Genomic DNA, 21,436 nt, shown 5'->3' on the forward strand with positions numbered 1-21,436 from the left:
GGCTACTCCGCGGCCTGCCCGGCGGACCCGATCAGGTAGTCCACCGCCATGCGGTAGCCGCTGATACCGGCTCCGCAGATCACTACCTCCGCCACGGCGGAGACGAAGGAATGGTGGCGGAACTCCTCGCGGCGGTGGATGTTGCTCAGGTGAACCTCGACCACCGGCAGTTCCACGCCGGACAATGCGTCCGGGATGGCAACCGACGTGTGGCTGTAGGCAGCGGGATTGATGACAATGCCGTCCGCAGTGCCGCGCGCCGCGTGGATGGCATCGATCAGATCGCCTTCGTGGTTGGACTGGACACAGTCCACGGTCCAGCCGTGGGCGGAGGCCGCGGCCATGGCCGCGGCCTCCACATCCGCCAGGGTGGAGCTGCCGTAAATCGCCGGTTCACGGGTGCCCAACAGGTTTAGGTTGGGGCCGTTAAGGACGAGGAGGTTGCGGGTGCCGGCTGCAGTCATGGCTTAACTATGCCGGAGTTCAGTTGCGAAGCGGACTGCAGCGCGTCCGTGTTGCGCGCTGTCATGCGGCGGGCGGCCAGCGCGCCGGCAATGGTGATCAGGGACATCAGGGCCAGGACGACGCCGGGATGCCACCACGCGCCGCCGGTTGCGTTGGAGAACACCTGGGTGATGGACGGGGTGAATCCGGAGAGGATGCCGGCCAAGCTGTAGGCCAGGGACATTGCCGTGAACCCGGTTCGGGCCGGGAACAGATCCGCCATCAACCCGCCCAGCGCCGCCCACGCGGCCGTCGGCGCGATGCCGCCGATCAGGATGGTCAGGATATAGACCGGTGTGGTGGCGTTGCTGATGATGAAGTACAGCGGGAAGGAGATCAGCAGGGTCGCAACGGCCCCGGCCATCACCATCCGTGCCGAACCGATCCGGTTCGCCAGGAAACCGAACGCGGGGATGGTTGCCAGCTGCAGCACCGAACCGACCAATGCGGCGTTCAGGACCGTGGATTCGGACAGCCCCAGCACCGTTGTCCCGTAGGACTGGGTGTAGGTGGTCATCAGGAAGTAGGAGCCGATACCCAGCAGCGCAGCGGCGGCTGCCACCAGGACCGCAGCCCACTGGGTGCGGAGCACCTCCAGCAGCGGAACCCGGGTGATCTGGTGGGCCTGTGCCACGCCCTTGAAAACGGGGGTTTCATCGATGGCCAGCCGCAGGTACAGGGCGATGCCCATGAACGGGAAGGCCAGCAGGAACGGAATGCGCCAGACCCCTGCTGCCAGGTCTGCGTCGGAGACCTGGGTGAGCAGCAGGAAGATGCCGGTGACCATGATCGTGCCTACCGGTGAACCGATCTGCGGGATGGCCGCGTACAGCGCGCGCTTTCGGGGAGCGGCGTGCTCGGTGGCGATCAGGATGGAACCGCCCCATTCGCCCCCGACGGCCAGGCCCTGGAGCAGGCGCAGACCCACCAGCAGCAGCGGCGCCCAGATCCCGATGGTGTCGTAGTCCGGCAGCAGGCCGACGGCTCCGGTGGCGGTACCCATCAGGACGATGGTTCCGATCAGGGACGTTTTGCGTCCTACCCGGTCGCCGATGTGGCCGAAGAGAATGGCGCCCAGCGGTCGGGCGATGAAGCCCATGCCCAGGGTGAGGAAGGACAGCAGAATGCCTGTTGCTGCATCCACGTCGGGAAAGAAAATCCGGTTCAGGATCAGGGCTGCGGCGGTGCCGAAGACATAGAAGTCGTAGGACTCCAGGGCGGTGCCGATAAACGAGGCGCCCGCAACTTTGCGGGCCATCTTGGAAGAGGAGGGGGTGGGGGAAGCGGGCGGTGCGGCCGCTGCGGGTGTAGTAGACACAGACAGGAATTGTCCTAGCAGCGGAGGCTTTCACCAAGTCCATGAGTCCAACGTCACACCGGGCCGGATTTCCGCGGCGCTACGAGGACTGTCCCGGCTCCGGAAGGTGCGGGAGGATCAGCGCCTTCCCGGCGGTGATCAGTGCCGGTTCGACGGCGGTCCCGTCCGCCACGTATCCATGCACCATTGCCCCGTCCCGCAGCATAAGCAGCTGGTCCGCGAGCTGTCCGGCGTCTGCGGCGCCCAGTTGCTGCAGCCGCCCGGTGACCAGGGAATGGAGCCAGGCCCGGTGCTCCGAAACAACCACGCGGACGGGGTGGCCGGGATCGGCATATTCCGCTGCCGCATTGATGAACGGGCAGCCGCGGAAGCCTGCGCTGCACGCCTCGGAACCCATCGCTTCGGCGAACTGCAGCAGCCCGGTGCACGGATCCGGATCCAGCTCCGCTGCCCGCGCCTGCATCGCCGCCGACTGCTCCCGCAGGTACGCGACCACGAGATCATCCTTCGAGCGGAAGTAGCGGTAGAAGGTCACCTTCGTGGTGCCGGCAGCGGCAATGATCTTGTCCGCGCTGACTGCCCGGATCCCCTCTCGGTAAAACAGGAGAGAGGCCTGTGCCAGGATCCGCTCCCGCACGGGTGTAGCTGCCATCATGGTTCCCCTGACTCCCTCACTTGCAGTAGACGTACTAGTTAGTCTACCTTGAGGTCTACCGACTTTCCCCCACAAAAGGAGTTCCCCATGAGCGCTTTGTACACTGCCGCTGCCACCGCCACCGGAGACGGACGCAACGGCGAAGCCCGTACCAGCGACGGCAAGCTCGAGGTGAACCTGTCCACTCCGACCGAAATGGGCGGTTCCGGCGAAGGCACGAACCCCGAGCAGCTTTTTGCCACCGGTTACGCCGCCTGCTTCCTTTCCGCACTGAAGATGATTGCCCGCGCAGAAAAGGCGCCGATCTCGGATGCCGCCGTAACGGCGGACGTCAGCATCTTCAAGAACGACGACGGCGGCTTCAAGCTGGGCGTTGAACTCCACGTGGAGATGTCCGGCGTCGACGAAGCAACTGCGGACAAGCTGACCCAAGCCGCCCACCAGGTCTGCCCCTACTCCAACGCCACCCGCGGCAACATTGACGTGAACCTGGACGTCACCGTCGGCTAAGGGTTACAGGGTTAAACAACAGCAGGTGCCGTCCCCCGGATCGGGGAGGGCACCTGCTGTTGTTTGGTGCTGTGTCTATTTCGCTGTGCCTACTTCTTGAGCGAAGCCGCAATCTGCTGCATCACGGTGTTGTCCGCCAGCGTGCTCGAATCGCCGGCTTCCCGGCCCTCGGCCACGTCCTTGAGCAGCCGGCGCATGATCTTGCCGCTGCGGGTCTTGGGCAGTTCGGGAACCACCAGGATGTGCCGCGGCTTGGCGATGGGACCGATCTCCTTGCCCACGTGGTTGCGCAGGGTGGTGACAATGTCGTCGTCGTCCTTCGCGCTGCCGCGCAGGATCACGAAGGCAACCACGGCTTCACCGGTGGTGTCGTCCGCAGCGCCGACGACGGCGGCCTCGGCCACCGACGGGTGGCTGACCAGGGCGGACTCGATCTCCGTGGTGGAGAGCCGGTGTCCGGAGACATTCATAACGTCGTCCACGCGGCCAAGCAGCCAGATGTCGCCGTCCTCGTCCTTCTTGGCGCCGTCACCGGCGAAGTACATGTTGTCGAACCGGGACCAGTAGGTCTCCTTGAAACGTTCCGGGTCCCCCCAGATGCCGCGCAGCATGGACGGCCAGGGTTCCTTCACCACCAGGAAACCGCCGGACCCGTTGGGCACGGGTTCGCCCATCTCATCGACCACGTCCACCGAAATGCCGGGGACGGCCACCTGGGCAGAGCCAGGCTTGGTGGCCGTGACGCCCGGCATCGGAGCGATCATGTGCGCGCCGGTCTCCGTCTGCCACCAGGTATCCACGATGGGGGCGGGGTGTTCCTTCTTGCCGCCGTTGGCGCCGATGACCTGCCGGTACCACATCCATGCTTCCGGGTTGATCGGTTCGCCCACGGAACCCAGTACCCGGATGGAGTCGAGGTTGTACTTCTGCGGAATGTCCCGGCCCCACTTCATGCAGGTGCGGATGGCGGTGGGGGCGGTGTAGAGGATGGAGACCTTGTACTTTTCCACCAGTTCCCACCAGCGGCCCTGGTGCGGGGTATCCGGGGTGCCTTCGTAAATCAGCTGCGTGGCTCCGTTGACCAGCGGCGCGTAGGCAACATAGCTGTGGCCGGTGACCCAGCCGATGTCCGCGGTGCACCAGTACACGTCCGTTTCGGGGTGCAGGTCGAAGGTGTTCAGGTGCGTAAAGGCCGTCTGGGTGAGGAACCCGCCGGTGGTGTGCAGGATGCCCTTGGGCTTGCCCGTGGTTCCCGAGGTGTAGAGGATGAACAACGGGTGCTCGGAATCGTGGGCCACGGGGGAGTGCTCGGCGCTGGCGGAGTCCACGACGTCGTGCCACCACTTGTCCAGGCTGTCGTTCCACTCCACGGGCTCGCCGTTGCGGCGCACCACCAGTACGTTGTCGACGGTATGCCCGTCCTTGGCGAGGGCTTCGTCCACGGCGGGCTTGAGTGCGCTGGGCTTTCCGCGGCGGTAGGAGCCGTCCGCCGTGACCACAAGCTTCGCCTCGGCGTCGTCGATCCGGCTGCGCAGGGCGTCGGCGGAGAAACCGCCGAAGACCACTGAGTGCACAGCGCCGATCCGGGCGCAGGCCAGCATGGTGATAACTGCTTCGGGGATCATCGGCAGGTACACCGCTACGCGGTCACCCTTGGCGACGCCCAGGGATTCGAACGCGTTTGCTGCCTTCTTGACCTCTTCGGTCAGCTGCGCATACGTGTAGGTGCGCGTATCCCCGGGTTCACCCTCGAAATAAATGGCGACCCGGTCTCCGCGGCCTTCTTCAACGTGCCGGTCCAGGGCGTTGTATGCGGCGTTGAGCTTGCCGCCGACAAACCATTTGGCGAACGGGGCATCGGTCCAGTCCAGCGCCTGGGTGAAGTCCTGTTCCCAGGAGAGAATGTTCCGTGCCTGACGGGCCCAGAACTCGGGACCGTCGGCTGCCGCTTCCTCGTACAGCGAGGGCTGCGCCACTGCGGATGCTGCAAATTCGGCGCTCGGCGGGAAGCTCCGGCTTTCATGCAGCAGGTTCTCGAAGGCGTCTCCGTGCTTCTTTGCAGGGGACTGATCAGACATGGTTGAACCCTTTCACTTCGCTGAAAATCCATCACTTGGGGAATCGTGCATGGCTGCAAACCACCCTATCGCCGGATTTGGGTCGATGTGTCCGCGCTCACATAATCAGTCACAAAACGGCGTGATTATGCGGTGAGCGGTATGTCACTCCGCCGGGACGCGCCGCCCCTGCGCTAGTCTGCCTCGCCGTCGTTGATTAGGCTGTCTGAAGGAAGCAACCGCCTACGTACCGTAGATGCGCACCTCCCGTTGCCTGGCGCCCCCGTGCGGTCTAGGGACAGGTGGTCGTGAATGGAGATCAGTATGAACAACCCCCCTGTTGAGAACGAGGCCCGCACCACGGCCGGATCTTCGGAAACCGGCGGACACCCCTCCGCGACAGACAAGGGCCTGCCGGCACATCCGGCTGCCACGGACCAGGAAGCCCTCATTGGGCCCTTCGGGCTTCGGGACACCGTTGTAGGCGGCTCGGTCCTCGTCATGCTCGTGGGTAGCATCCTGCCGTTCTTCACGGTGACCCGTCTCGGGTTTGAAGAGGACTTCAACCTTTGGAATGCGTTCTCCCTGTTCTTCATCGGCATCGGCATCCTGCTGCCGCTGCTGGTTGCCGGACTGTTTGCCGGCCGCCGCCTCGCCCCCACGATGAAGCCCCGCGTGGGATCGCTCTCCCTGGACCAGTTCGCCTCTGTGACGGCTGTGCTGGCCCTGGCTTTCTTCTTCATCCAGACGGTGACCGACTTCAGCGTCGGCGCGATGGTCGCGTTGGTCGGTTCCCTGGGCCTGGTGGTGTCCACCACCCTGGCGCCGCACCTGCCCTTCTTTGCCCGGGAATTCCGTAACCGCCCCGAAGCAGCCGCCGCACTGACTGCCCGCGACGCTTTGCCGCTGCGTCCCCGTCCGGCCCGCCCGAAGCCGGAAGCAAAGCCGGAGACGGAGAACGCCGCCGGCGCCCGCCGTTTCACCAACCCGCTGCGCCGCAACGAGGACGCCCACCGCAACGAGGACGCCCGCACCACCGTGCATGAGGCGCCGAGCCAGAGCAGCACTGATGTTTCCGCTCCCGGCGGCACCGCCGTCGTCGGAACCTCCGGTGCATCGGCCGCCGCTCCCGCCACCTCCGTGCAGGAGACCTCCACCCCGTCGACGCAGGTTTCCCCCGCCACGGCATCACCGGCTACGCAGGCGCAGCCCGCTGCCGCTCCCGCCGCCGGCTTGCGGGCCGAGGAGCCCATGGCCGCCACCACCGTGAACCCGGTGGTCCGCGATGCCGGAGCCCGCGAAGCGTCCGCAGCAGGGGCCCACGAAGCGGAATCCGCCTCAGCGGAACCCATCACCGCTACCCGTGACGAGTCCGAAGCAGTGGTGGAAGCCTTCTGGTTCGCCGTGGGCACTCCCCGCCAGATTGTGGACGAGCGCACCGGACTGCCGCTGTTTATGTTCCACCCGGGTGACTGGGAACTGGGTCTTGAGGACCGCGGCGACGAGTTCCTGGTCCAGGACAAGCGCACCGGACGCATCGGCGTGCTGCGCGATCTCAGCAACATTGAGCGCGTCGACGCCGACCAGTAAGCCAGGCTCGCAGCAGCGGCCACCAGCAGCATCCAACCGTCAGTAGAAGGAATCCCAGCAGTGGCAAAGGCAACCGGCAGCGATCCGTCCCTTCTCGCTTTGAAGCGGAGGGCACGGCGGATCAACCGGATGCTCGGCGAGGTTTATCCCTACGCCGTGGCCGAGCTGGACTTCACCAACGCGTTTGAGCTGCTGGTGGCCACTGTGCTTTCGGCACAGACCACGGACATCCGGGTTAATGCCGTCACGCCCATCCTGTTTGCCCGCTACCCCGATGCCAAGGCGATGGCGGAGGCCGGCGAGGAAACGCTGCAGGAGATTCTCCGGCCCACCGGGTTCTTCCGAGCCAAAGCGGCCAGCGTGAAAGCGTTGTCCACCCGGCTGGTCGATGAGTTCGACGGCGAAGTGCCGGACCGGCTCGAGGACCTGGTCACCCTGCCCGGCGTCGGCCGGAAGACCGCCAACGTGGTGCTCGGCAATGCCTTCGGCGTTCCGGGCATCACGGTGGACACCCATTTCGGGCGCCTGTCCCGCCGGTTCGGCTGGACCACCGCCACGGACCCGGTGAAGGTGGAGGAAGACGTCGCGGCGCTGTTCGAGCCGAAGGACTGGACACCGCTTTCCAACCGGGTGGTGTTCCACGGCCGGCGGGTCTGCCACGCCAAGAAACCCGCCTGCGGCGCCTGCCCCGTCGCCCAGCTCTGCCCCTCATACGGCGAAGGCGAAACGGACCCCGCGAAGGCACGCAAGCTGCTCAAGTATGAGCTGGCGCCCGGCCGCGAGGAACTGCACGCCCGGATGATGGCCGCCGAAACCCGGGCCCAGCTGCGGGCCGCCGGCTTCGGCCTCGAAGCATGAGCGCCTACGCCGATCTGCGGGCGCTGGGCGTCTCCGCAGCTACCCGCTCCACCTCCTTCGACGCGAACCTGGAGCTGCTGCGCCGCAGCGTGGACCCGGCCACGGCCCGCCGTGCCGCCGTGCTCATTCTCTTCGGCAACCTGGATGACAATCCCGCGGACTTCCGCTCCGCCGGGGTGCCCGCCGAACTCGACGTCCTGCTGGTCGAGCGGGCAGCCACACTCAACGACCACCCCGGCCAGGTGGCCTTTCCGGGCGGCTCCCTGGATGCCGCCGACGCCGGAACGGAAGCCGCAGCCCTGCGCGAAGCCCGGGAAGAAACCGGGTTGGACCCCGACGGCGTCACGGTGCTGGGAACCCTGCCGGAAGTGGGACTGCCCGTCAGCAACTTCCTGGTCACCCCGGTGCTGGGCTGGTGGGACCGGCCCACGCCGGTGGACGTGGTGGACTACGGGGAATCGGCATCGGTGTTCCGCGTACCGGTGGCGGACCTGCTCAATCCGGAAAACCGGCGCACCGCGGTAATCACCAACGGCTCGCGTGCTTACCGTTCTCCCGCCTTCCTCGTGAACGGGGTGCTGGTCTGGGGCTTCACCGGCATCATCCTCAACGCCGTGCTGGAGGAACTGGGCTGGACCCTGCCCTGGGATGAGAGCCGGGAAATCGTTCCCGCTGTTTAGCCTTCGCCGGCGCGTCCCGTCGCGGAAACGCTACTTGGCGTCCGCGTAGGAGTCCACGGCAACGGCGACCACCGGGCACTCCAGCGGAATCGGCCCGAACAGCAGTCTCGTGGCCGCCGCCGCTGCTTCCGTCACCAGTGCGCTGACCTCCTCGACCCGTTCGGCCGGCACCTGGAGCATCACCTCGTCATGCAGGAAAAACACCAGTTCCCCTGCGGGGGAGGACGACGACGCCGCCCGCAGCCGCCGTCGTATCTCCGCCAGCCAGCACAACGCCCATTCCGCCGCCGTCGCCTGGACCACGAAGTTGCGGGTGAACCTGCCCTGGGCGCGGGCCAGCGAATCGGCGCGGCGCTGCTCTTCGGCGCTGGTGCTCTGCTGGGCGCGGAGCCAGCGTTCCGATACCGGCGGTGAACTGCGGCCCAGATGGCTGCTCACCGCCTGCCCGGCTTCACCCGCCCGCGCGCCGCGTTCCACCACGCCGATGGCCTGCGGGTAGGCGCGGGTCAGTACCGGCATCAGCCGGCCCGATTCCCCGCTGGTGGCACCGTACATAGCCCCGAGCATCGCCATCTTTGCCTTGGCCCGGTCGCCGTCGAAACTGCGGTCTGCGATGCCCTGGTAGAGGTCCTTGCCACGGGCTGCTGCCGCCAGTGCATTGTCCTGCCCCAGGGCGGCGAGGACCCGGGGTTCCAGCTGCGCGGCGTCGGCCACGATCAGCCGGTGGCCCGGGTCGGGGCGAACGGCGTCCCGCACCGTCCTGGGAATCTGCAGCGCACCGCCGCCGCGCGAGGACCACCGCCCGGACACCACGCCGCCCACCACGTATTCGGGCCGGAAGCGGCCGCCGTCCACCCAGGCATCCAGCCAGGCCCACCCGTTGGCGGTGAGGAGCCGGGAGAGCTTTTTGTACTCCAGCAGCGGCTCGATGGCGGGATGGTCCTGCTGCTGCAGCTCCCAGGAGCGGGTGCTGCGGACCTCGATGCCGGCGCGGTGCAGGGCGCGCAGCAGCTCCTGCGGGGAATCCGGATTGAAGCCGGGGTTGCCCAGCAGCCGGCGCAGCTCCGAGACCAGATGTTCGAGCTTTTCGGGGCGCCGGCCCTCCGGCGGCCGGGGGCCGAGGGTGTCCCGGAGCAGGGCTTCGTGAATGTCCCGGCGCCACGGGATGCCGGATTTTTCCATTTCCACAGCAATCAGGCCGCCGGTGGACTCCGCGACGGCGAGCAGGTTCAGTTTCGCCGGCGACGTGGAACGGGCGATCGCCTCCAACTGGTCCGCCAGTTCAGCGGCGAGCTCGGCAGCGGTGGCCTGCTGCGGACCGGCCGCCGCTCCGGCGGGGGCGTCGAGCGTATCGAAGATCGAGGTCTGGTCGGGGGAGTGCTGGACGGGGAGCAGCTGGCGGGGCGCCGGATCGGGATCGTCCACCGCGGCGCGCAGCTTTTCGATGTACGGCGTCGGAGGCACCGATTCGGCAAACCGCAGGATCCCGCGCACCAGCGCGAGGTCATGGCAGCGCTCCACCGTGAGTCCGTCGTCCAGCAGCCGGGAATAGACTCCACGGGCGGTTTCCCAGACCCAGCGGACCGGCGCCTGCTCGTAGTGCCTGACGGCTGCAGCCAGCCGGTCCCGGGTAATCACGACGGGGGGCGCGGACGGAAGGCCGGCGTCGTCGGTTTCCTGCAGGGTCCAGGTCTCGTCCTTCGCCTGGGCAGCGCCGGTGCCGGGTGCGAGGACGATGTACATGCTTCTATTCTCACCCGGAACGGGCAGCACGGTGATTTGCCGCTGCTTAGCCGCTCCTTTGCCGAGCCGGGCCCGGGAAACCGGCGGCGCGGCGATAGGGGAGACTGGAAGCTCACCAACTCTCAGGGCGGAACCACTTGATCACTCTTCAGCAGGACAATGACGGCTTTATTCGGATGGACCGGCATTTCCCGGCCTCGGCCTCCATCGCGGTCCGCTTCAGCGACGGCACCAGCGAAGTGCTCACCGGCGCCCGGCTGAACCAGGCGTACGACGACGCCGTGGCCGTTTTCCGTGCCAAGAACCATCTGGATGCCAAGGGCTTCTCCCGCGTACCAAAGAAGGTTTTCCCCGGCGCCAACAAGATCAATGTTGTTCCGGTGCAGCCCGGGATGGGCAACTAGCCCAGACTCAGACGGACCCCACCGTGCGGGCAGCCAGATGCCCGGTGACGAGCCTCAGCAGCTCGGGCACCACCGAGGGGGAGAAATAGTGGCCCATACCGGGGATCGTGGCCAGCCGTGAACCGGGAATCGCGGCCACCGTCGCCGCGCCCCCGCTGGGATGCACAATCGGATCCCGGTCGCCGTGGATTACAAGGGTCGGAACCCGGATCCCGGCCAGGGCCGCGGTGCGGTCGCCGGAGGCATTGATGGCACCGAGCTGCCGAGCCCGGGCCGTCCCACCGTCCGGATAGGCTCCGCGGTCCCAGGCCTGGCCGGCCAGTTCGGCTTCCCTTGCCGGATCCGCCGGGTGGGTCCGCCCGGCAAGATGACGCATCAGAGCTACCCGCGCCCGGATGAACTCCTCCCGGGTCCGCGGCGGCCGCGCCGCGAACCGGCGCTTGGTGGAGAAAGCTGCGGCGCCCACATCCCGGGCTCCGGTGGTGGAGATGAGGGAGGTCAGGGTCAGGACGCGGTCCGGGTGATGAGCGGCCACGGACTGGGCGATCATGCCGCCCAGCGACATCCCCACCATGTGTGCCCGGCCCACCTGCAGATGCTCCAGCAGCCCCGCGACGTCGTCGGCCATGTCCTCAATCCGGTAGGCGCCGGGCATCGGCCGGCCCAGTGCCTGACGCAGCAGCGTGGGGGCGGGTGTATCCATCCGGCCGGAGCGGCCGGCGTCCCGGTTATCCGGCCGGATGACGCGGTAACCGGCAGCAGCCAGGCCCTGTACGAATTCCGCCGGCCACGCCGCCAGGTCCAGGCCGAGACCGGACAGCAGGACCACCGGCTCGCCGTCGTCGGGTCCCTCGACCCGGTAACACAGCCGCATCCCGGACTCGAGCGTGACGAACCGGTCCGCCGCTGAGCCCGCGGCACCGCCGGCCCTGCCGGCGTCGCCGCTGAAGTGCAGGTGCTCGTCTGCCAGTGCGCCCTTCTGCAGGTCCCTCCGGTCAGCCAGGAAGTTCATGGTCATCAGCCAGGGAGCCTGCAGGCCCTGCCGGGGAAGGGATGACAGGCTGCGCTGGACATACCCGGCGCCAAAGTCCAGCAGCGGCCGGGTGGGCATGCCCGGCGGGGCCACGGGGACCGCCGATGTGTAGCCGTGCCGGTCCATGGAGCTAAGCAGGCGCGAGAACCACTGCGTCAGCAGCCCGACCTTCAGCGTCCAGGAAGCGTTGGTGTAGCCGATGGCGAAGGCCATGTTGGGGACGCCGCTGAGCATCACTCCGCGGTAGGCAACGTGCTCGGCCAGGTTCACCGGCACGCCGTCGAGCTTCAGTTCCATACCGCCCAGGACCTGGATGGTGAATCCGGTGGCAGTCACCACGACGTCGGCCTCCACTTCCGCTCCGGAGGCCAGACGGAGGCCGCGCTCAGTAAACCCCGTGGTCAGGCCCGTAACCACGGTTGCTCTGCCGCTGCGCAGGGCGGTGAAGAAATCGCCGTCCGGCACCGCGCACAGCCGCTGGTCCCACGGCCGATACGGCGGATTCAGGTGCTTATCCAGCTCAAAACCCTCCGGGACCTTGCGGGACTGGATACCGCGGATGAGCTTCCGGGCCAGGTTCGGCCACCGCTGGCAGAACACCCAGATGTACCGCTGCCGGCGGGCGCTGACCTCGGCCATGATCCGGCCGGTGCGTTCCGGGCCGACGACGCCGCGCAGCCGCCGGGCGATCGGATCCTTCGCCGGAACGGGAAGGATATAGGTGGGCGTGCGCTGGACCATCGTTACGCGGGCGCCCAGCTCCGCCAGCGCCGGAACGAGGGTGACGGCCGTGGCACCGCTGCCGAGTACGGCAATCCGCTTACCTGCGACGTCGAGGTCCTCGGGCCAGTGCTGCGGGTGCACTATCGGTCCGGCGAACAGTTCCCGGTCGGGGAGCTCCGGCGCGTAGCCCTCCCCGTAGCGGTAGTAGCCGGCGGCATTGAAGATCCAGCCGGCGGTGAGGTGCAGGATCTCCCCGGTCCCCACAGGTTCGGCCGGGGCGAGGTCAGGGCCGGATTCCGGCGTGCGCGTGCGCTCCACCGTGACGGTCCAGTGCGCGTCCCGGCTGGACCAATCCGCGGAGAGTACGCGGTGGTGGTAGCGGATCAGGGAATCCACGCCGTATTCGGCGGCGGTCTCCTTGAGGTAGTGCAGGATGCTGGGGCCGTCGGCAATGGCTTTCTCTTCACGCCACGGCCGGAAGTCATAACCGAAGGTGTAGAGATCCGAGTCGGAGCGGATCCCGGGGTAGCGGAACAGATCCCAGGTGCCGCCGGGGCGGCCGCGGGTCTCCAAGAGGGCGAGGGAGCGCCCCGGATGGTCCATGCGCAGGCGGCAGGCGGCGCCGATGCCGCTCAGACCGGCGCCGATGATCAGCACGTCCAGGTGTTCCATGTCGGTTTCCATAACTTCCCGCTTCGTTCGGTGGCACGTCGCTGGGCTGGGTTGCCGGTGCTGAACCGTTCCTGCCGGATGGTTTGCTCCCGGTTAGCGCCGACCCTATCGGATTCCGCCGCCGGTAGCCGATGGAGCCGGACCTTTCCTCCACAACCTTCTTGCCGGCGGCAGTTTCCCTGATGGTTCGGTCCGGGGATAGGACTGACCGGTCCGTGGTGCGACGGTAGGCGCATGGACATGGAACGAGGTGCGCCGGGCGCCGCGCGGGTACGCACCCGGCGGCTGCCGGAAACCGGGTCGGGCCGACGGCTGCTGGGCACAGCGGGCGGGGACGCCGTCGTCGCTGTGCTGGTGGCGGAGGATCAGGCCCTTCAGGACGAAGTGGCCCGGGTCGCTGCAGCTGCGGGCGTGGAAATTCCCGTGGCTCCGGGCATCCCGGAGGCCCTGGCTTTGGTGCCGGATCTGCTGCTGCTGGGCAGCGGGCACCTTCGGTTCCTGGCCGAACAGGGAGGACCGTGGCGTGCGCTCGCTGCCGCGGGAGCCGTTCCGGCCGGAACGGGGAAACCCGAGGTCATTGTGGTCAGCCTGGCGGAGGACACCACCGTCTGGGACGCAGCTGCGGGAAGTTCCGCGGGCCGGGTCGCGGTCCTCCCCGCAGCAGCCGGCTGGCTCGCCGGCTTTCTGGGCAGGCGGCGGAGCCTCTCCGGAGGTACGGTCCTGGGTGTCTTGGGTGGAGGCGGATCCGGCGCCTCCACCGTGGCCTGCTGGTTGAGCGCCAATGCCGCTGAGACCGGCCGATCGGTGCTGTTGCTGGAGGGGGACGCCTGGGGAGCCGGCTTGGAGTGGGCCCTGGGTGCTGCCGAGCTGGAGGGCATCCGATGGCCGGACCTGGAGGGGCTGAGCGGCAGCCTGAATCCCGTGCAGCTCGCGGCCGGGCTGCCGGCGCTCGCAGGCTTTTCACTTCTGGGCAGGGGGACAGGGATACCTCCGGCTGATGAGGCAGTTGCCGCGGCAGTTGTGGAGGCAGCGCGGAGCGGATATCAGCTGACCGTTGTTGATTTGGGCCGGACCGTCGGGGCAGCGTCGCTGCTGCGTTTCTGTGACCAGGTGCTCTTGGTGGTCCCGGGCCGGACCGGCGGCGTCCTGGGGGCGCAGACGTTGCTGGCGTACCTCGGGGAGGTGCCGGCCCACGTAGTGGTGCGCGGACCCCTCGGGAACGGATTGGACGAAGTCCTGGTGGCCGAAGCCCTGGGGTTGCCGCTGTCCGGTTACCTGCCCTTCCAGCGGGGAACGGGCCGGGAATACGGCCAGGTGCTGGCGGGTGCGGGACGCCCGCGGGTCAGGCGCGTGTCACAGCGGATTCTGGCGACGGTGTTGCCCCGGCCGGTTGGAGCGGCGTCGTGAGTATGTCCGGTGCCGGAAGCGGCGGAGTGCACCGCCAACGGTTGGGTCAGCCGATTGGGCCGGATCCGCTGTTGGCCCGGGTGCGGGACCGGATGCTGGCGCGCTCCGAACCGGTGACAGGAGCACGGCTGGCGGCGGCGGTGCAGGCCAGCGGGCAGCTGCTCGGTTCGGAGGGGACACTGCACGCGGTGGACCGCATGCGTGCCGAGCTGCAGGGCCTGGGGCCGCTGCAGCCGCTGGCATTGCTTCCCGGCGTCAGCGACATCCTGGTGAACGGTCCGGACCGGGTCTGGGTAGATGCCGGCCGCGGTTTGGAACTGACAGCCATCCGGTTTGCCTCCGACTCGGAGGTGCAGGCCCTTGCGACCCGCCTGGTGGCGGCCGGGGGCAGGCGGCTGGACGATTCCTGTCCCTGCGTTGATGTCCAGCTGCAGGGTTACCGCGTGCATGCAGTGCTCCGCCCGGTCTCCACCGGGTCTACGCTCCTGTCGGTCCGCATTCACCGGAACCGGTCCTTCACCCTTGCGGAACTGACACGCGGCGGAACCCTGGACCCGCAGTGTGAAGCCCTGCTCCGAACCATTGTCCGCCGACGCCTGAACTTCCTCGTCAGCGGAGCCACCGGCACCGGGAAAACGACGCTTCTCTCCACGCTGCTTTCCCTCAGCGGACCGCAGGAACGGCTGGTGCTGGTGGAAGACGCCGCAGAACTGGAACCGGACCATCCCCATGTGGTGGGCCTGCAGAGCCGGCACGGAAACGTGGAGGGCAGCGGGGTACTGGATCAAGCCGAACTGGTGCGGCAGGCCCTGCGCATGCGGCCGGACCGCCTAGTGGTGGGCGAGTGCCGGGGAGCCGAGGTCCGGGAACTCCTGGCAGCGCTGAACACCGGCCATGACGGAGCCGGCGGAACCATTCACGCCAACTCGGCCGCGGGGGTGCCGGCCCGGTTGGCGGCGTTAGGCGCACTGGCCGGCATGGCGCCCGAAGCAGTGGCGCTGCAGGCGGCAGCAGCACTGGACGTGGTGGTCCATCTGCACCGGTCCGCCGGCACCCGCACCATTTCGGAGATCGCGGTCCTGGTGATCGCCGACGGGAAACTGACTGCCGTTCCTGCGTTGGTCCTCAGCGGAGGGGAATACCGGCGCGGCAGCGGGTGGGCGGAGCTCGAACGGCGGCTGGAGGTGCGGGCAGCCGCTGACAACGGTGCCGTATCCGCGCCGGCGGGCAGTTAGCGTCAGCGTGGCAGGGCTGACCGTCGCAGTGCTCCTTGCCGTGGCATCGGCCATGACAATCGGGTTTCCGCCGCTCCGGCCGCCGGTTGCCCGCCGCCTGGCTGCACGCAGAACGGAAGGCCAGCTTCTCCGACGGCACCGGCCGAACCGTCGGAATCGTCGGCACCGTCCCCCGGGGCTCGACGGTGATGCCCCGGCGCTGCTCGTGCGGGAACTGGCGGGGCTGCTGGCAGCGGGACGCTCGGCCCACCGGATCTGGGCGGACGCAGCCACCCTTTATGAAGCGCCGGGTCCGGCGGAGACCTCCGTTCACCCCTTTTTCCCGGTGCTGCAGTCGGCCGCGGCTTCGGCAGCGTTGGGCCTTAGCCCGGTGCCGGTACTTGCCGCCGCAGAGCATCCGGACGGCGGGGAAACGGATCCGGCGCTGCAGCAGCTGTGGTCCGGTTTGGCTGTCTGCCTGCGGGTATCGGAGCGGAGCGGCGCCCCGCTGGCCGCTGTGCTCAGCCGGTATGCCGGACAACTGGAAGCTGCCCGTGACGCCGCCTCGGACCGGGAGGCGGCAATGGCCGGCCCGCGGGCCACCGTGCGGCTCCTGACCTGGCTGCCGGGCGGCGGGATATTCCTGGGCTACCTGCTGGGCGGTAACCCGCTGCAGATCCTGACCGCGACACCGTTGGGGTGGCTCGCGGCTGCAGCCGGAACCGGGTTCTGGCTGGCAGGGCGTTTTTGGTCTTCACGGCTGGTGCGGAACGCCCAGACTCCGATTCAGGGCAATTACGGATGACCGGATTGCTGGTGTTCGCTTTCCTCTCGACGGCTGCCCTGCTCCTGACCGGAGCCGGCGGGCATCCGCGGCAGCAGCACCTCCGGCAGCATCTCCGACAGAGGAGCGTGCCCCGGCCGGAGGGCAGCACCGGCGACCCCGCGCTGATGCTGGACCTGATTGCGGCAATGTTGGAAGCAGGACAACCGCTGCCCTCGGCGTTGGCCATCCTGCGCGACGGTGTGGACCCGGCTACGTCCCGGGACCTCGACCGGCTCCTGCAGGCACTGGACCTCGGAATTCCCTGGGATGCCTCGTGGCAGTTGTCCGCCGGTTCCGCTTCCACCGGAACGCAGCCATCGGGTGCAGAACAGATATCCCGTGTCGGCAGGGTACCAACCGGACAGGTCTCGGCACTCGCGGCACTCGGCCCGGCCCTGCGTTTCACGGCCGTTACGGGGGCCCCGTCAGCTGCGGTGCTTCATTCCCAGGCGGACGCCCTTCGGCGGCGTCGGCAGACGGAGAGCAGACGGCGGGCAGCTGCGCTCGGGGTCCGCCTGGTGATGCCGCTGGGGCTGTGTTCGCTGCCCGCGTTTGTGGCGCTGACCGTGGTGCCGCTGCTGATGTCTCTGCTTCCGGGGTGGACCTAACCGGTTCGGCAGGGCAACGTCCCTGTTCGTTCCTCCACAAGCCACCGCCGGACCGGGGTTGTCCCCACCGGTGTAGAGGCCGCGGCCTGCAACCGGCGGCCGGAGGCAGGATCAAATGACAAACGTTTCAGCAGGAGGAAAGACACATGCCACTCAGCACCAGATCCGTCTCCGCACCATCCCAAGCCGCTGCCCGCCCCGACATGGACGGGGGAGGGCAGGGGGCGGCTTGCCCGAACCCGGAATCGGACGGCAGCCACGGGGTGTACAGCCTGTCCGGGCACACGGCCGCGGATAAGCCCCGCCTGACACTGGTGAAGCCGCTGCCGGCACCACAGGCACCGGTGGATCCGCCGTGGACCGACCGGGATGCCGGTATGGCCACGGCCGAATATGCCATTGCCACGCTGGCCGCCGTGGCCTTTGCCGGTCTGCTGGCCATCATCCTGGGCGGCGACGAGGTCCGAGGCATGCTCGTCTCGCTCATCCGATCCGCACTGACCCTGGGGTAGGAGTGCAGGCCAAGAGCGCCGGGAAAAAGGCTTCGAAACAGGGCGACCGGGGAGCGGTGACAGCCGAATTTGCGGTGGCGCTGCCGGCGATCGTGCTTGTACTGGTCGGAGGATTGACCGGTATTTCGGCAGGTATCACCCAGCTTCGGTTGGAGGAAGCCGCCCGGGCGGCGGCACGCGAGGTCATGCGCGCAGATCAACCCGCCGCGGCGGCGGCCGTTCAGCGGCTGGCCGGAAATTCGGCCGAGCTGATCCTCTCTGCTGAGGGGCACTGGACGGCCGTGGAGGTTCGCAGTTCCCTGACCTTGCCCGTGCTGAGCCTGCTCCCGCTGGAACTTTCAGCCGACGCCGTAGCTTTTCCCGGGGACGGAGGCCTGCCGAATGGCGTTCCGTCCACCGGGTAAAGGTCAAGCCGATCCTGGGTCAGCAGTCCTGGGCGATGCCGACGTTGCGGCCGGGGCACAAAGTGACACCGCAGCCGTGGTTGGAGCCCACGTTATGGCCGGAGCCTGCGACGGGAAAGGCAGGGCGGAACCTGTCAACGCCGAGCCGAATGACCGGGGAGCGGGAACGGTTACCGCGCTCGCGATCTGCATGGTGTTGCTGGGGCTTTCAATGGTTGCACTGGTGATGGTGCAGGCATCCGTGGCTGCTGTAAGGGCTGCCACGGCTGCGGACCTTGCAGCGCTTGCCGGTGCGGATGCCCTGCGCGGGCTGCAGCCGCTTGGAACCTCCGCGGGCATTTACCTCGATGCCGGCGGGTCTGAAGCCGGTGACTTCGATGCTGACGACGGACCCGGCGCCGCTAGCACCACAGGCGATGCCTGCGGGGTGGCCCGAGAGGTGGCTGCGCGCAACACTGCTGCACTGCGCGGCTGCACCGCAGATCCCGGTTCCGGAACCGTCACAGTGGAAACGGAGGTGCAGGTCCCCGCGCTGCCGGTTCCTGCCCTGGCCCGGGCACGAGCCGGACCTCCCGGCTAGGCCCGGCGGCCGTCCGGCTAGGGAGTAAGGGCCAGGGCCTCGTCCGGCGCATGGTCGAGCAGGACGTTCAACAGCGTAACGGCGCCCTTCTTATCCAGCGGATTGTTCTTGTTGCCGCATTTGGGGGACTGCACGCAGGAAGGGCAGCCGCCGTCGCACTCGCAGGCACGGATGGCATCGCGGGTGGCTGCCAGCCAGATCCGGGCCGCCTCGTAACCGCGCTCGGCAAAGCCTGCACCGCCGGGATGCCCGTCGTACACGAAGATGGTCGGCTTCTCGGTGTCCGCATGCAGGGCAGTGGAGACCCCGCCGATGTCCCAGCGGTCACTGGTTGCCACGAGCGGCAGCATGCCGATGGAAGCGTGTTCGGCGGCATGCAGGGAACCCGGGAAATCGGCAGGGGCAAGCCCGGCAGAGACGAGGAACTTCTCATCGATGACAAACCACACGGCTTTGGTGAACAGTTCCTTGGCTTCAAGCTCCAGCGGCTCCTCGCCGAGGATCTCGTTCGAGATCAGGGCCTTGCGCTGGTAGGAGACCACCTGCGTGGTGACCTTCACGGTGCCGAAGCAGACCTGGATGCCGTTCCACTCGGAGGTGCGGTCCGTTTCCAGCACCTCCACCTGGGTAATGTCACGGGCCTGGGTGTAGAACTCCGGATTGGTCCGGGTGACCATGGCGCAGTGGTCAGCCTCGTTGAGCTCATCCACCAGGAACGTCTGCCCCTGATGGACGTAAATCGCGCCGGTATGCGCCTGGTACTGCGCCTGCGGGGAGTCCATGGTGCCCAGCAGCGTGCCCGTTTCGGTCTCGACGATGTTGATCGGCCCGCCGCCGGCGGCCCGCAGATTGACCATGGACGCGGCGCTTTCCGGATGCGTCCAGAACCAGCCGGAGGGCCGGCGCCGCAGATAGCCCTGGTCTACCAACTGCTCCAGCAGCCCGCCCGCGGTGGGACCGAAGAGTTCCCGCTCGTCCGGAGTTATCGGCAGCTCGGCTGCGGCAGCGCATAGATGCGGTCCCAGCACGTACGGGTTGGACGGGTCGAAGACCGTCGCCTCCACCGAAATGTCGAAAATGGCCTCGGGATGGTGCACCAGATAGGTGTCCAGCGGATCGTCGCTGGCCACAAACGCGGCCAGCGCGTCCTGGCCCGAGCGTCCGGCCCGGCCGATCTGCTGGAACAGCGACGCCCGGGTGCCCGGCCAGCCGGCCACCAGCACGGCGTCCAGCCCGGAAATGTCGATGCCAAGTTCCAGCGCCGAGGTGCTGGCGATGCCCAGCAGTTCACCGCTGCGCAGCCGCCGTTCCAGCTCCCGCCGTTCTTCGGGCAGGTAACCGGAACGGTAGGCCGCTACCCGGTCCGGCAGGGAAGGGTGCACCTCGTCCAGCAGCCGCCGGGTGATGGTCGCAATGGTTTCGGCACCGCGGCGGGATTTGATGAAGGCGATGGTGCGGACCTGCGCTGCCACCAGGTTGGCGAGCAGATCGGCGGTCTCGGCCACCACCGTGCGCCGCGACCGTGCTCCGTTCTCGCCCTTCAGCTCGGTCAGTTGCGGCTCCCACAAGGCCACCGTGGTGGAACCGTGCGGTGAACGGTCCTGCGTCACTGCAGTGACCGGCGCACCGATCAACCGGCTGAAGGAATCCGACGGTTCGGCGGACGTGGCCGAGGCGCCGATAAACACCGGATCGGCACCGTAGTACCGGCAGATCCGCCGCAGCCGGCGCATCAGGTTGGCGACATTCGAACCGAAGACACCGCGGTAGCTGTGTGCCTCGTCGATGATGACGTATTTCAGGCGGCGGAAGAACCGCGCCCACCAGGCATGGTTCGGCAGGACGCCGAAGTGCAGCATGTCCGGGTTGGCGAGCACCAGGTTGGCATGGTCCCGGATCCAGCGCCGGGCACCCGTGTCCGTGTCGCCGTCGTACGTCTCGGCACGGACCGTGGGCAGCTGCAACGACTTGACGGCGGCTAGCTGATCGGCGGCCAGCGCCTTGGTGGGGGCCAGATACAGTGCGACGGCGCCGGACGGCTCCAGCGTGGCCCGGTCATCGAGGGAAGTGCGGTGGATCGCGTCAAGGACGGGCAGCTGGTAAGCCAGCGACTTTCCCGAAGCCGTGCCGGTGGCAATGATCGTGTGCTGCCCGCTGTGCGCGGCTTCGGCAGCTTCCATCTGGTGCGCCCACGGCTCGTGGATGCCGCGGCGCTGGTAGGCGGCAACGACGTCGGGGTGCGCCCATTCTGGCCACGGCGCGGTAACGGCACGGCGCGCAGGAATGTGGTGCACGTGCATCAGCTGCTCGGGCTCGGCGCCGCCGCCCAGCAGCGGAATCAGGGAATCATGAAGAGCCACGTGCTCATTCTCCCACCCGGAAATCCGAGGGCACGTATGTTCACTGCCGGGGGAAAAGGGGGTGCGAAGATCAGAGCCGCGGCTCGAACATGACGACGGCGGCGAGGGACTCCCAGCCCAGGTACCGGTAGAGCTCCTGCCCCTCCAGCGAGGCGATAAGCAGTCCGGCGTCGGCGTCGTCCTCCAGGGCCAGTGCGGTCAATGCCCGCATCACGTAGCTTCCCAAACCCCGCCGCCGGTACGCAGGCTCGGTGATGATCCGGTCAAACACGGCGTAACCGTCAATCACGGCCACCCTTCCGGCGGCTATCGGCTGCCCCGCGTCGAGCACCGTTACGGTGCCCACCTTGTTCTCGTGGGTGCTTTCGGTTTCATAGCCGTCCCACGGCAGCACGGGGTACTCGATGTCCTGGCCCGCCATATCGGCCGCCATCAGGACCTCGTCGCTTGACCGGATCTGCATCCCGTACACCGATGCCGCGCCGTGGATTTCGTGAACCCGCGTAGTCACGATGGTGAACAGCCGGGTGGGGCTGTGCCGTGCGGAAGAAGCAAGGGCGGCGAACTCGTCATGGGAGGGTTCGAGAGCGAAATACTCCCAGTCGTTGGTTCGGTCATGCAGGAGTGCAGCCGGGAAGCGGCCCTCATGACGGGTCCGGTACCCCCTCGCCTGGGCCCACCCGGAGACCCAGGTCTCAAGCAAATCGTCATCCAGCGCTCTCATAGATGCACACTAGCGGCCACCCGGTGGGAACGGTATGCATCGGAGATGAAATGC

20 protein-coding genes are annotated in these 21,436 nt (G+C 67.8%); 12 read left to right on the top strand and 8 right to left on the bottom strand.

Features of this window, described 5'->3' with window-relative positions; all coding sequences use genetic code 11:
* Positions 1–2: 2 nt before the first annotated feature.
* From aroQ to NNX38_RS03800, 3 genes are all read right to left on the bottom strand, one after another.
* A complete protein-coding gene (gene aroQ, locus NNX38_RS03790) occupies positions 3–464 on the bottom strand; it encodes a type II 3-dehydroquinate dehydratase (RefSeq protein WP_255796823.1) in 462 nt (153 codons plus the stop codon).
* Entirely contained in the window at positions 461–1,822 is a 1,362-nt protein-coding gene (locus tag NNX38_RS03795; protein WP_255796824.1) for an MFS transporter, read from the bottom strand. The genes aroQ and NNX38_RS03795 overlap by 4 nt, the downstream gene beginning before the upstream one ends.
* Before the next feature lie 79 nt (positions 1,823–1,901).
* Positions 1,902–2,474 carry a TetR/AcrR family transcriptional regulator gene (locus tag NNX38_RS03800; RefSeq protein WP_255796825.1) on the bottom strand — a complete coding sequence of 191 codons (573 nt, stop codon included), beginning with the start codon at positions 2,472–2,474 and terminating at the stop codon, positions 1,902–1,904.
* Between the two features lie 90 nt (positions 2,475–2,564).
* On the opposite strand from NNX38_RS03800, the gene NNX38_RS03805 reads away from it, so the two are divergent.
* Positions 2,565–2,987 carry an organic hydroperoxide resistance protein gene (locus NNX38_RS03805; RefSeq protein WP_255796826.1) on the top strand — a complete coding sequence of 141 codons (423 nt, stop codon included), beginning with the start codon at positions 2,565–2,567 and terminating at the stop codon, positions 2,985–2,987.
* An 89-nt stretch (positions 2,988–3,076) separates the two neighbouring features.
* On the opposite strand, the gene acs is transcribed toward NNX38_RS03805, so the two are convergent.
* Positions 3,077–5,065, bottom strand: coding sequence for an acetate--CoA ligase (gene acs / locus NNX38_RS03810; RefSeq protein WP_255796827.1), 1,989 nt, complete (start codon positions 5,063–5,065; stop codon positions 3,077–3,079).
* Between the two features lie 303 nt (positions 5,066–5,368).
* On the opposite strand from acs, the gene NNX38_RS03815 reads away from it, so the two are divergent.
* The 3 genes from NNX38_RS03815 to NNX38_RS03825 are packed head-to-tail and all read left to right on the top strand — an operon-like array spanning position 5,369 to position 8,172.
* Complete coding sequence (locus NNX38_RS03815) at positions 5,369–6,634, top strand: hypothetical protein (protein ID WP_255796828.1); 1,266 nt, start codon at positions 5,369–5,371, stop codon at positions 6,632–6,634.
* 60 nt (positions 6,635–6,694) lie between these two features.
* The gene (gene nth / locus NNX38_RS03820) at positions 6,695–7,492 is read left to right on the top strand and encodes an endonuclease III (RefSeq protein ID WP_255796829.1); all 798 of its coding nucleotides are present in this window, start codon (positions 6,695–6,697) and stop codon (positions 7,490–7,492) included.
* A complete protein-coding gene (locus tag NNX38_RS03825) occupies positions 7,489–8,172 on the top strand; it encodes a CoA pyrophosphatase (protein WP_255796830.1) in 684 nt (227 codons plus the stop codon). The genes nth and NNX38_RS03825 overlap by 4 nt, the downstream gene beginning before the upstream one ends.
* Before the next feature lie 30 nt (positions 8,173–8,202).
* Here the strand turns inward: NNX38_RS03825 and NNX38_RS03830 are convergent, their stop codons facing one another.
* Positions 8,203–9,915, bottom strand: coding sequence for a bifunctional 3'-5' exonuclease/DNA polymerase (locus NNX38_RS03830; protein WP_255796831.1), 1,713 nt, complete (start codon positions 9,913–9,915; stop codon positions 8,203–8,205).
* Between the two features lie 137 nt (positions 9,916–10,052).
* Between NNX38_RS03830 and NNX38_RS03835 the strand changes: the two genes are divergently transcribed.
* Positions 10,053–10,319, top strand: coding sequence for a hypothetical protein (locus NNX38_RS03835; protein ID WP_229950329.1), 267 nt, complete (start codon positions 10,053–10,055; stop codon positions 10,317–10,319).
* A 7-nt stretch (positions 10,320–10,326) separates the two neighbouring features.
* Here the strand turns inward: NNX38_RS03835 and NNX38_RS03840 are convergent, their stop codons facing one another.
* Positions 10,327–12,747, bottom strand: a complete 2,421-nt coding sequence (locus NNX38_RS03840) for an alpha/beta fold hydrolase (RefSeq protein WP_255796832.1) — start codon at positions 12,745–12,747, stop codon at positions 10,327–10,329.
* 234 nt (positions 12,748–12,981) lie between these two features.
* Here NNX38_RS03840 and ssd point away from each other — a divergent pair, with 234 nt between their 5' ends.
* The 7 genes from ssd (at position 12,982) to NNX38_RS03875 (ending at position 18,298) form a co-directional block, all read left to right on the top strand.
* Positions 12,982–14,154, top strand: a complete 1,173-nt coding sequence (gene ssd / locus NNX38_RS03845; protein ID WP_255796833.1) for a septum site-determining protein Ssd — start codon at positions 12,982–12,984, stop codon at positions 14,152–14,154.
* A gap of 2 nt (positions 14,155–14,156) precedes the next feature.
* Complete coding sequence (locus tag NNX38_RS03850) at positions 14,157–15,389, top strand: TadA family conjugal transfer-associated ATPase (protein ID WP_255797003.1); 1,233 nt, start codon at positions 14,157–14,159, stop codon at positions 15,387–15,389.
* 7 nt (positions 15,390–15,396) lie between these two features.
* Positions 15,397–16,173, top strand: a complete 777-nt coding sequence (locus tag NNX38_RS03855) for a type II secretion system F family protein (protein ID WP_255796834.1) — start codon at positions 15,397–15,399, stop codon at positions 16,171–16,173.
* The gene (locus NNX38_RS03860) at positions 16,170–16,802 is read left to right on the top strand and encodes a type II secretion system F family protein (RefSeq protein ID WP_255796835.1); all 633 of its coding nucleotides are present in this window, start codon (positions 16,170–16,172) and stop codon (positions 16,800–16,802) included. Before NNX38_RS03855 ends, NNX38_RS03860 begins: the two co-directional genes overlap by 4 nt.
* A 146-nt stretch (positions 16,803–16,948) precedes the next feature.
* Positions 16,949–17,314 carry a DUF4244 domain-containing protein gene (locus tag NNX38_RS03865; protein ID WP_255796836.1) on the top strand — a complete coding sequence of 122 codons (366 nt, stop codon included), beginning with the start codon at positions 16,949–16,951 and terminating at the stop codon, positions 17,312–17,314.
* Positions 17,315–17,370: 56 nt separating this feature from the next.
* Entirely contained in the window at positions 17,371–17,718 is a 348-nt protein-coding gene (locus NNX38_RS03870) for a TadE family type IV pilus minor pilin (RefSeq protein WP_255796837.1), read from the top strand.
* Complete coding sequence (locus NNX38_RS03875) at positions 17,696–18,298, top strand: hypothetical protein (RefSeq protein WP_255796838.1); 603 nt, start codon at positions 17,696–17,698, stop codon at positions 18,296–18,298. The genes NNX38_RS03870 and NNX38_RS03875 overlap by 23 nt, the downstream gene beginning before the upstream one ends.
* 17 nt (positions 18,299–18,315) lie before the next feature.
* On the opposite strand, the gene NNX38_RS03880 is transcribed toward NNX38_RS03875, so the two are convergent.
* Both NNX38_RS03880 and NNX38_RS03885 read right to left on the bottom strand, forming a co-directional pair.
* Entirely contained in the window at positions 18,316–20,658 is a 2,343-nt protein-coding gene (locus NNX38_RS03880; protein ID WP_255796839.1) for a DEAD/DEAH box helicase, read from the bottom strand.
* Positions 20,659–20,728: 70 nt separating this feature from the next.
* The gene (locus NNX38_RS03885; protein WP_255796841.1) at positions 20,729–21,382 is read right to left on the bottom strand and encodes a GNAT family N-acetyltransferase; all 654 of its coding nucleotides are present in this window, start codon (positions 21,380–21,382) and stop codon (positions 20,729–20,731) included.
* Between the last annotated feature and the right edge of the window lie 54 nt (positions 21,383–21,436).

The organism is Arthrobacter sp. zg-Y238, assembly GCF_024385525.1.
Classification (GTDB): domain Bacteria; phylum Actinomycetota; class Actinomycetes; order Actinomycetales; family Micrococcaceae; genus Arthrobacter_B; species Arthrobacter_B jinronghuae.

Coding starts and splice junctions, on each gene's coding strand:
- NNX38_RS03840 (WP_255796832.1), bottom strand. CDS start 12,747: ATGGAACACCTGGACGTGCTGATCATCGGCGCCGGTCTGAGCGGCATC.
- ssd (WP_255796833.1), top strand. CDS start 12,982: ATGGACATGGAACGAGGTGCGCCGGGCGCCGCGCGGGTACGCACCCGG.
- NNX38_RS03875 (WP_255796838.1), top strand. CDS start 17,696: ATGGCGTTCCGTCCACCGGGTAAAGGTCAAGCCGATCCTGGGTCAGCA.
- NNX38_RS03860 (WP_255796835.1), top strand. CDS start 16,170: ATGACCGGATTGCTGGTGTTCGCTTTCCTCTCGACGGCTGCCCTGCTC.
- NNX38_RS03800 (WP_255796825.1), bottom strand. CDS start 2,474: ATGGCAGCTACACCCGTGCGGGAGCGGATCCTGGCACAGGCCTCTCTC.
- NNX38_RS03885 (WP_255796841.1), bottom strand. CDS start 21,382: ATGAGAGCGCTGGATGACGATTTGCTTGAGACCTGGGTCTCCGGGTGG.
- aroQ (WP_255796823.1), bottom strand. CDS start 464: ATGACTGCAGCCGGCACCCGCAACCTCCTCGTCCTTAACGGCCCCAAC.
- NNX38_RS03830 (WP_255796831.1), bottom strand. CDS start 9,915: ATGTACATCGTCCTCGCACCCGGCACCGGCGCTGCCCAGGCGAAGGAC.
- NNX38_RS03805 (WP_255796826.1), top strand. CDS start 2,565: ATGAGCGCTTTGTACACTGCCGCTGCCACCGCCACCGGAGACGGACGC.
- acs (WP_255796827.1), bottom strand. CDS start 5,065: ATGTCTGATCAGTCCCCTGCAAAGAAGCACGGAGACGCCTTCGAGAAC.
- NNX38_RS03815 (WP_255796828.1), top strand. CDS start 5,369: ATGAACAACCCCCCTGTTGAGAACGAGGCCCGCACCACGGCCGGATCT.
- NNX38_RS03825 (WP_255796830.1), top strand. CDS start 7,489: ATGAGCGCCTACGCCGATCTGCGGGCGCTGGGCGTCTCCGCAGCTACC.
- NNX38_RS03865 (WP_255796836.1), top strand. CDS start 16,949: ATGCCACTCAGCACCAGATCCGTCTCCGCACCATCCCAAGCCGCTGCC.
- NNX38_RS03850 (WP_255797003.1), top strand. CDS start 14,157: ATGTCCGGTGCCGGAAGCGGCGGAGTGCACCGCCAACGGTTGGGTCAG.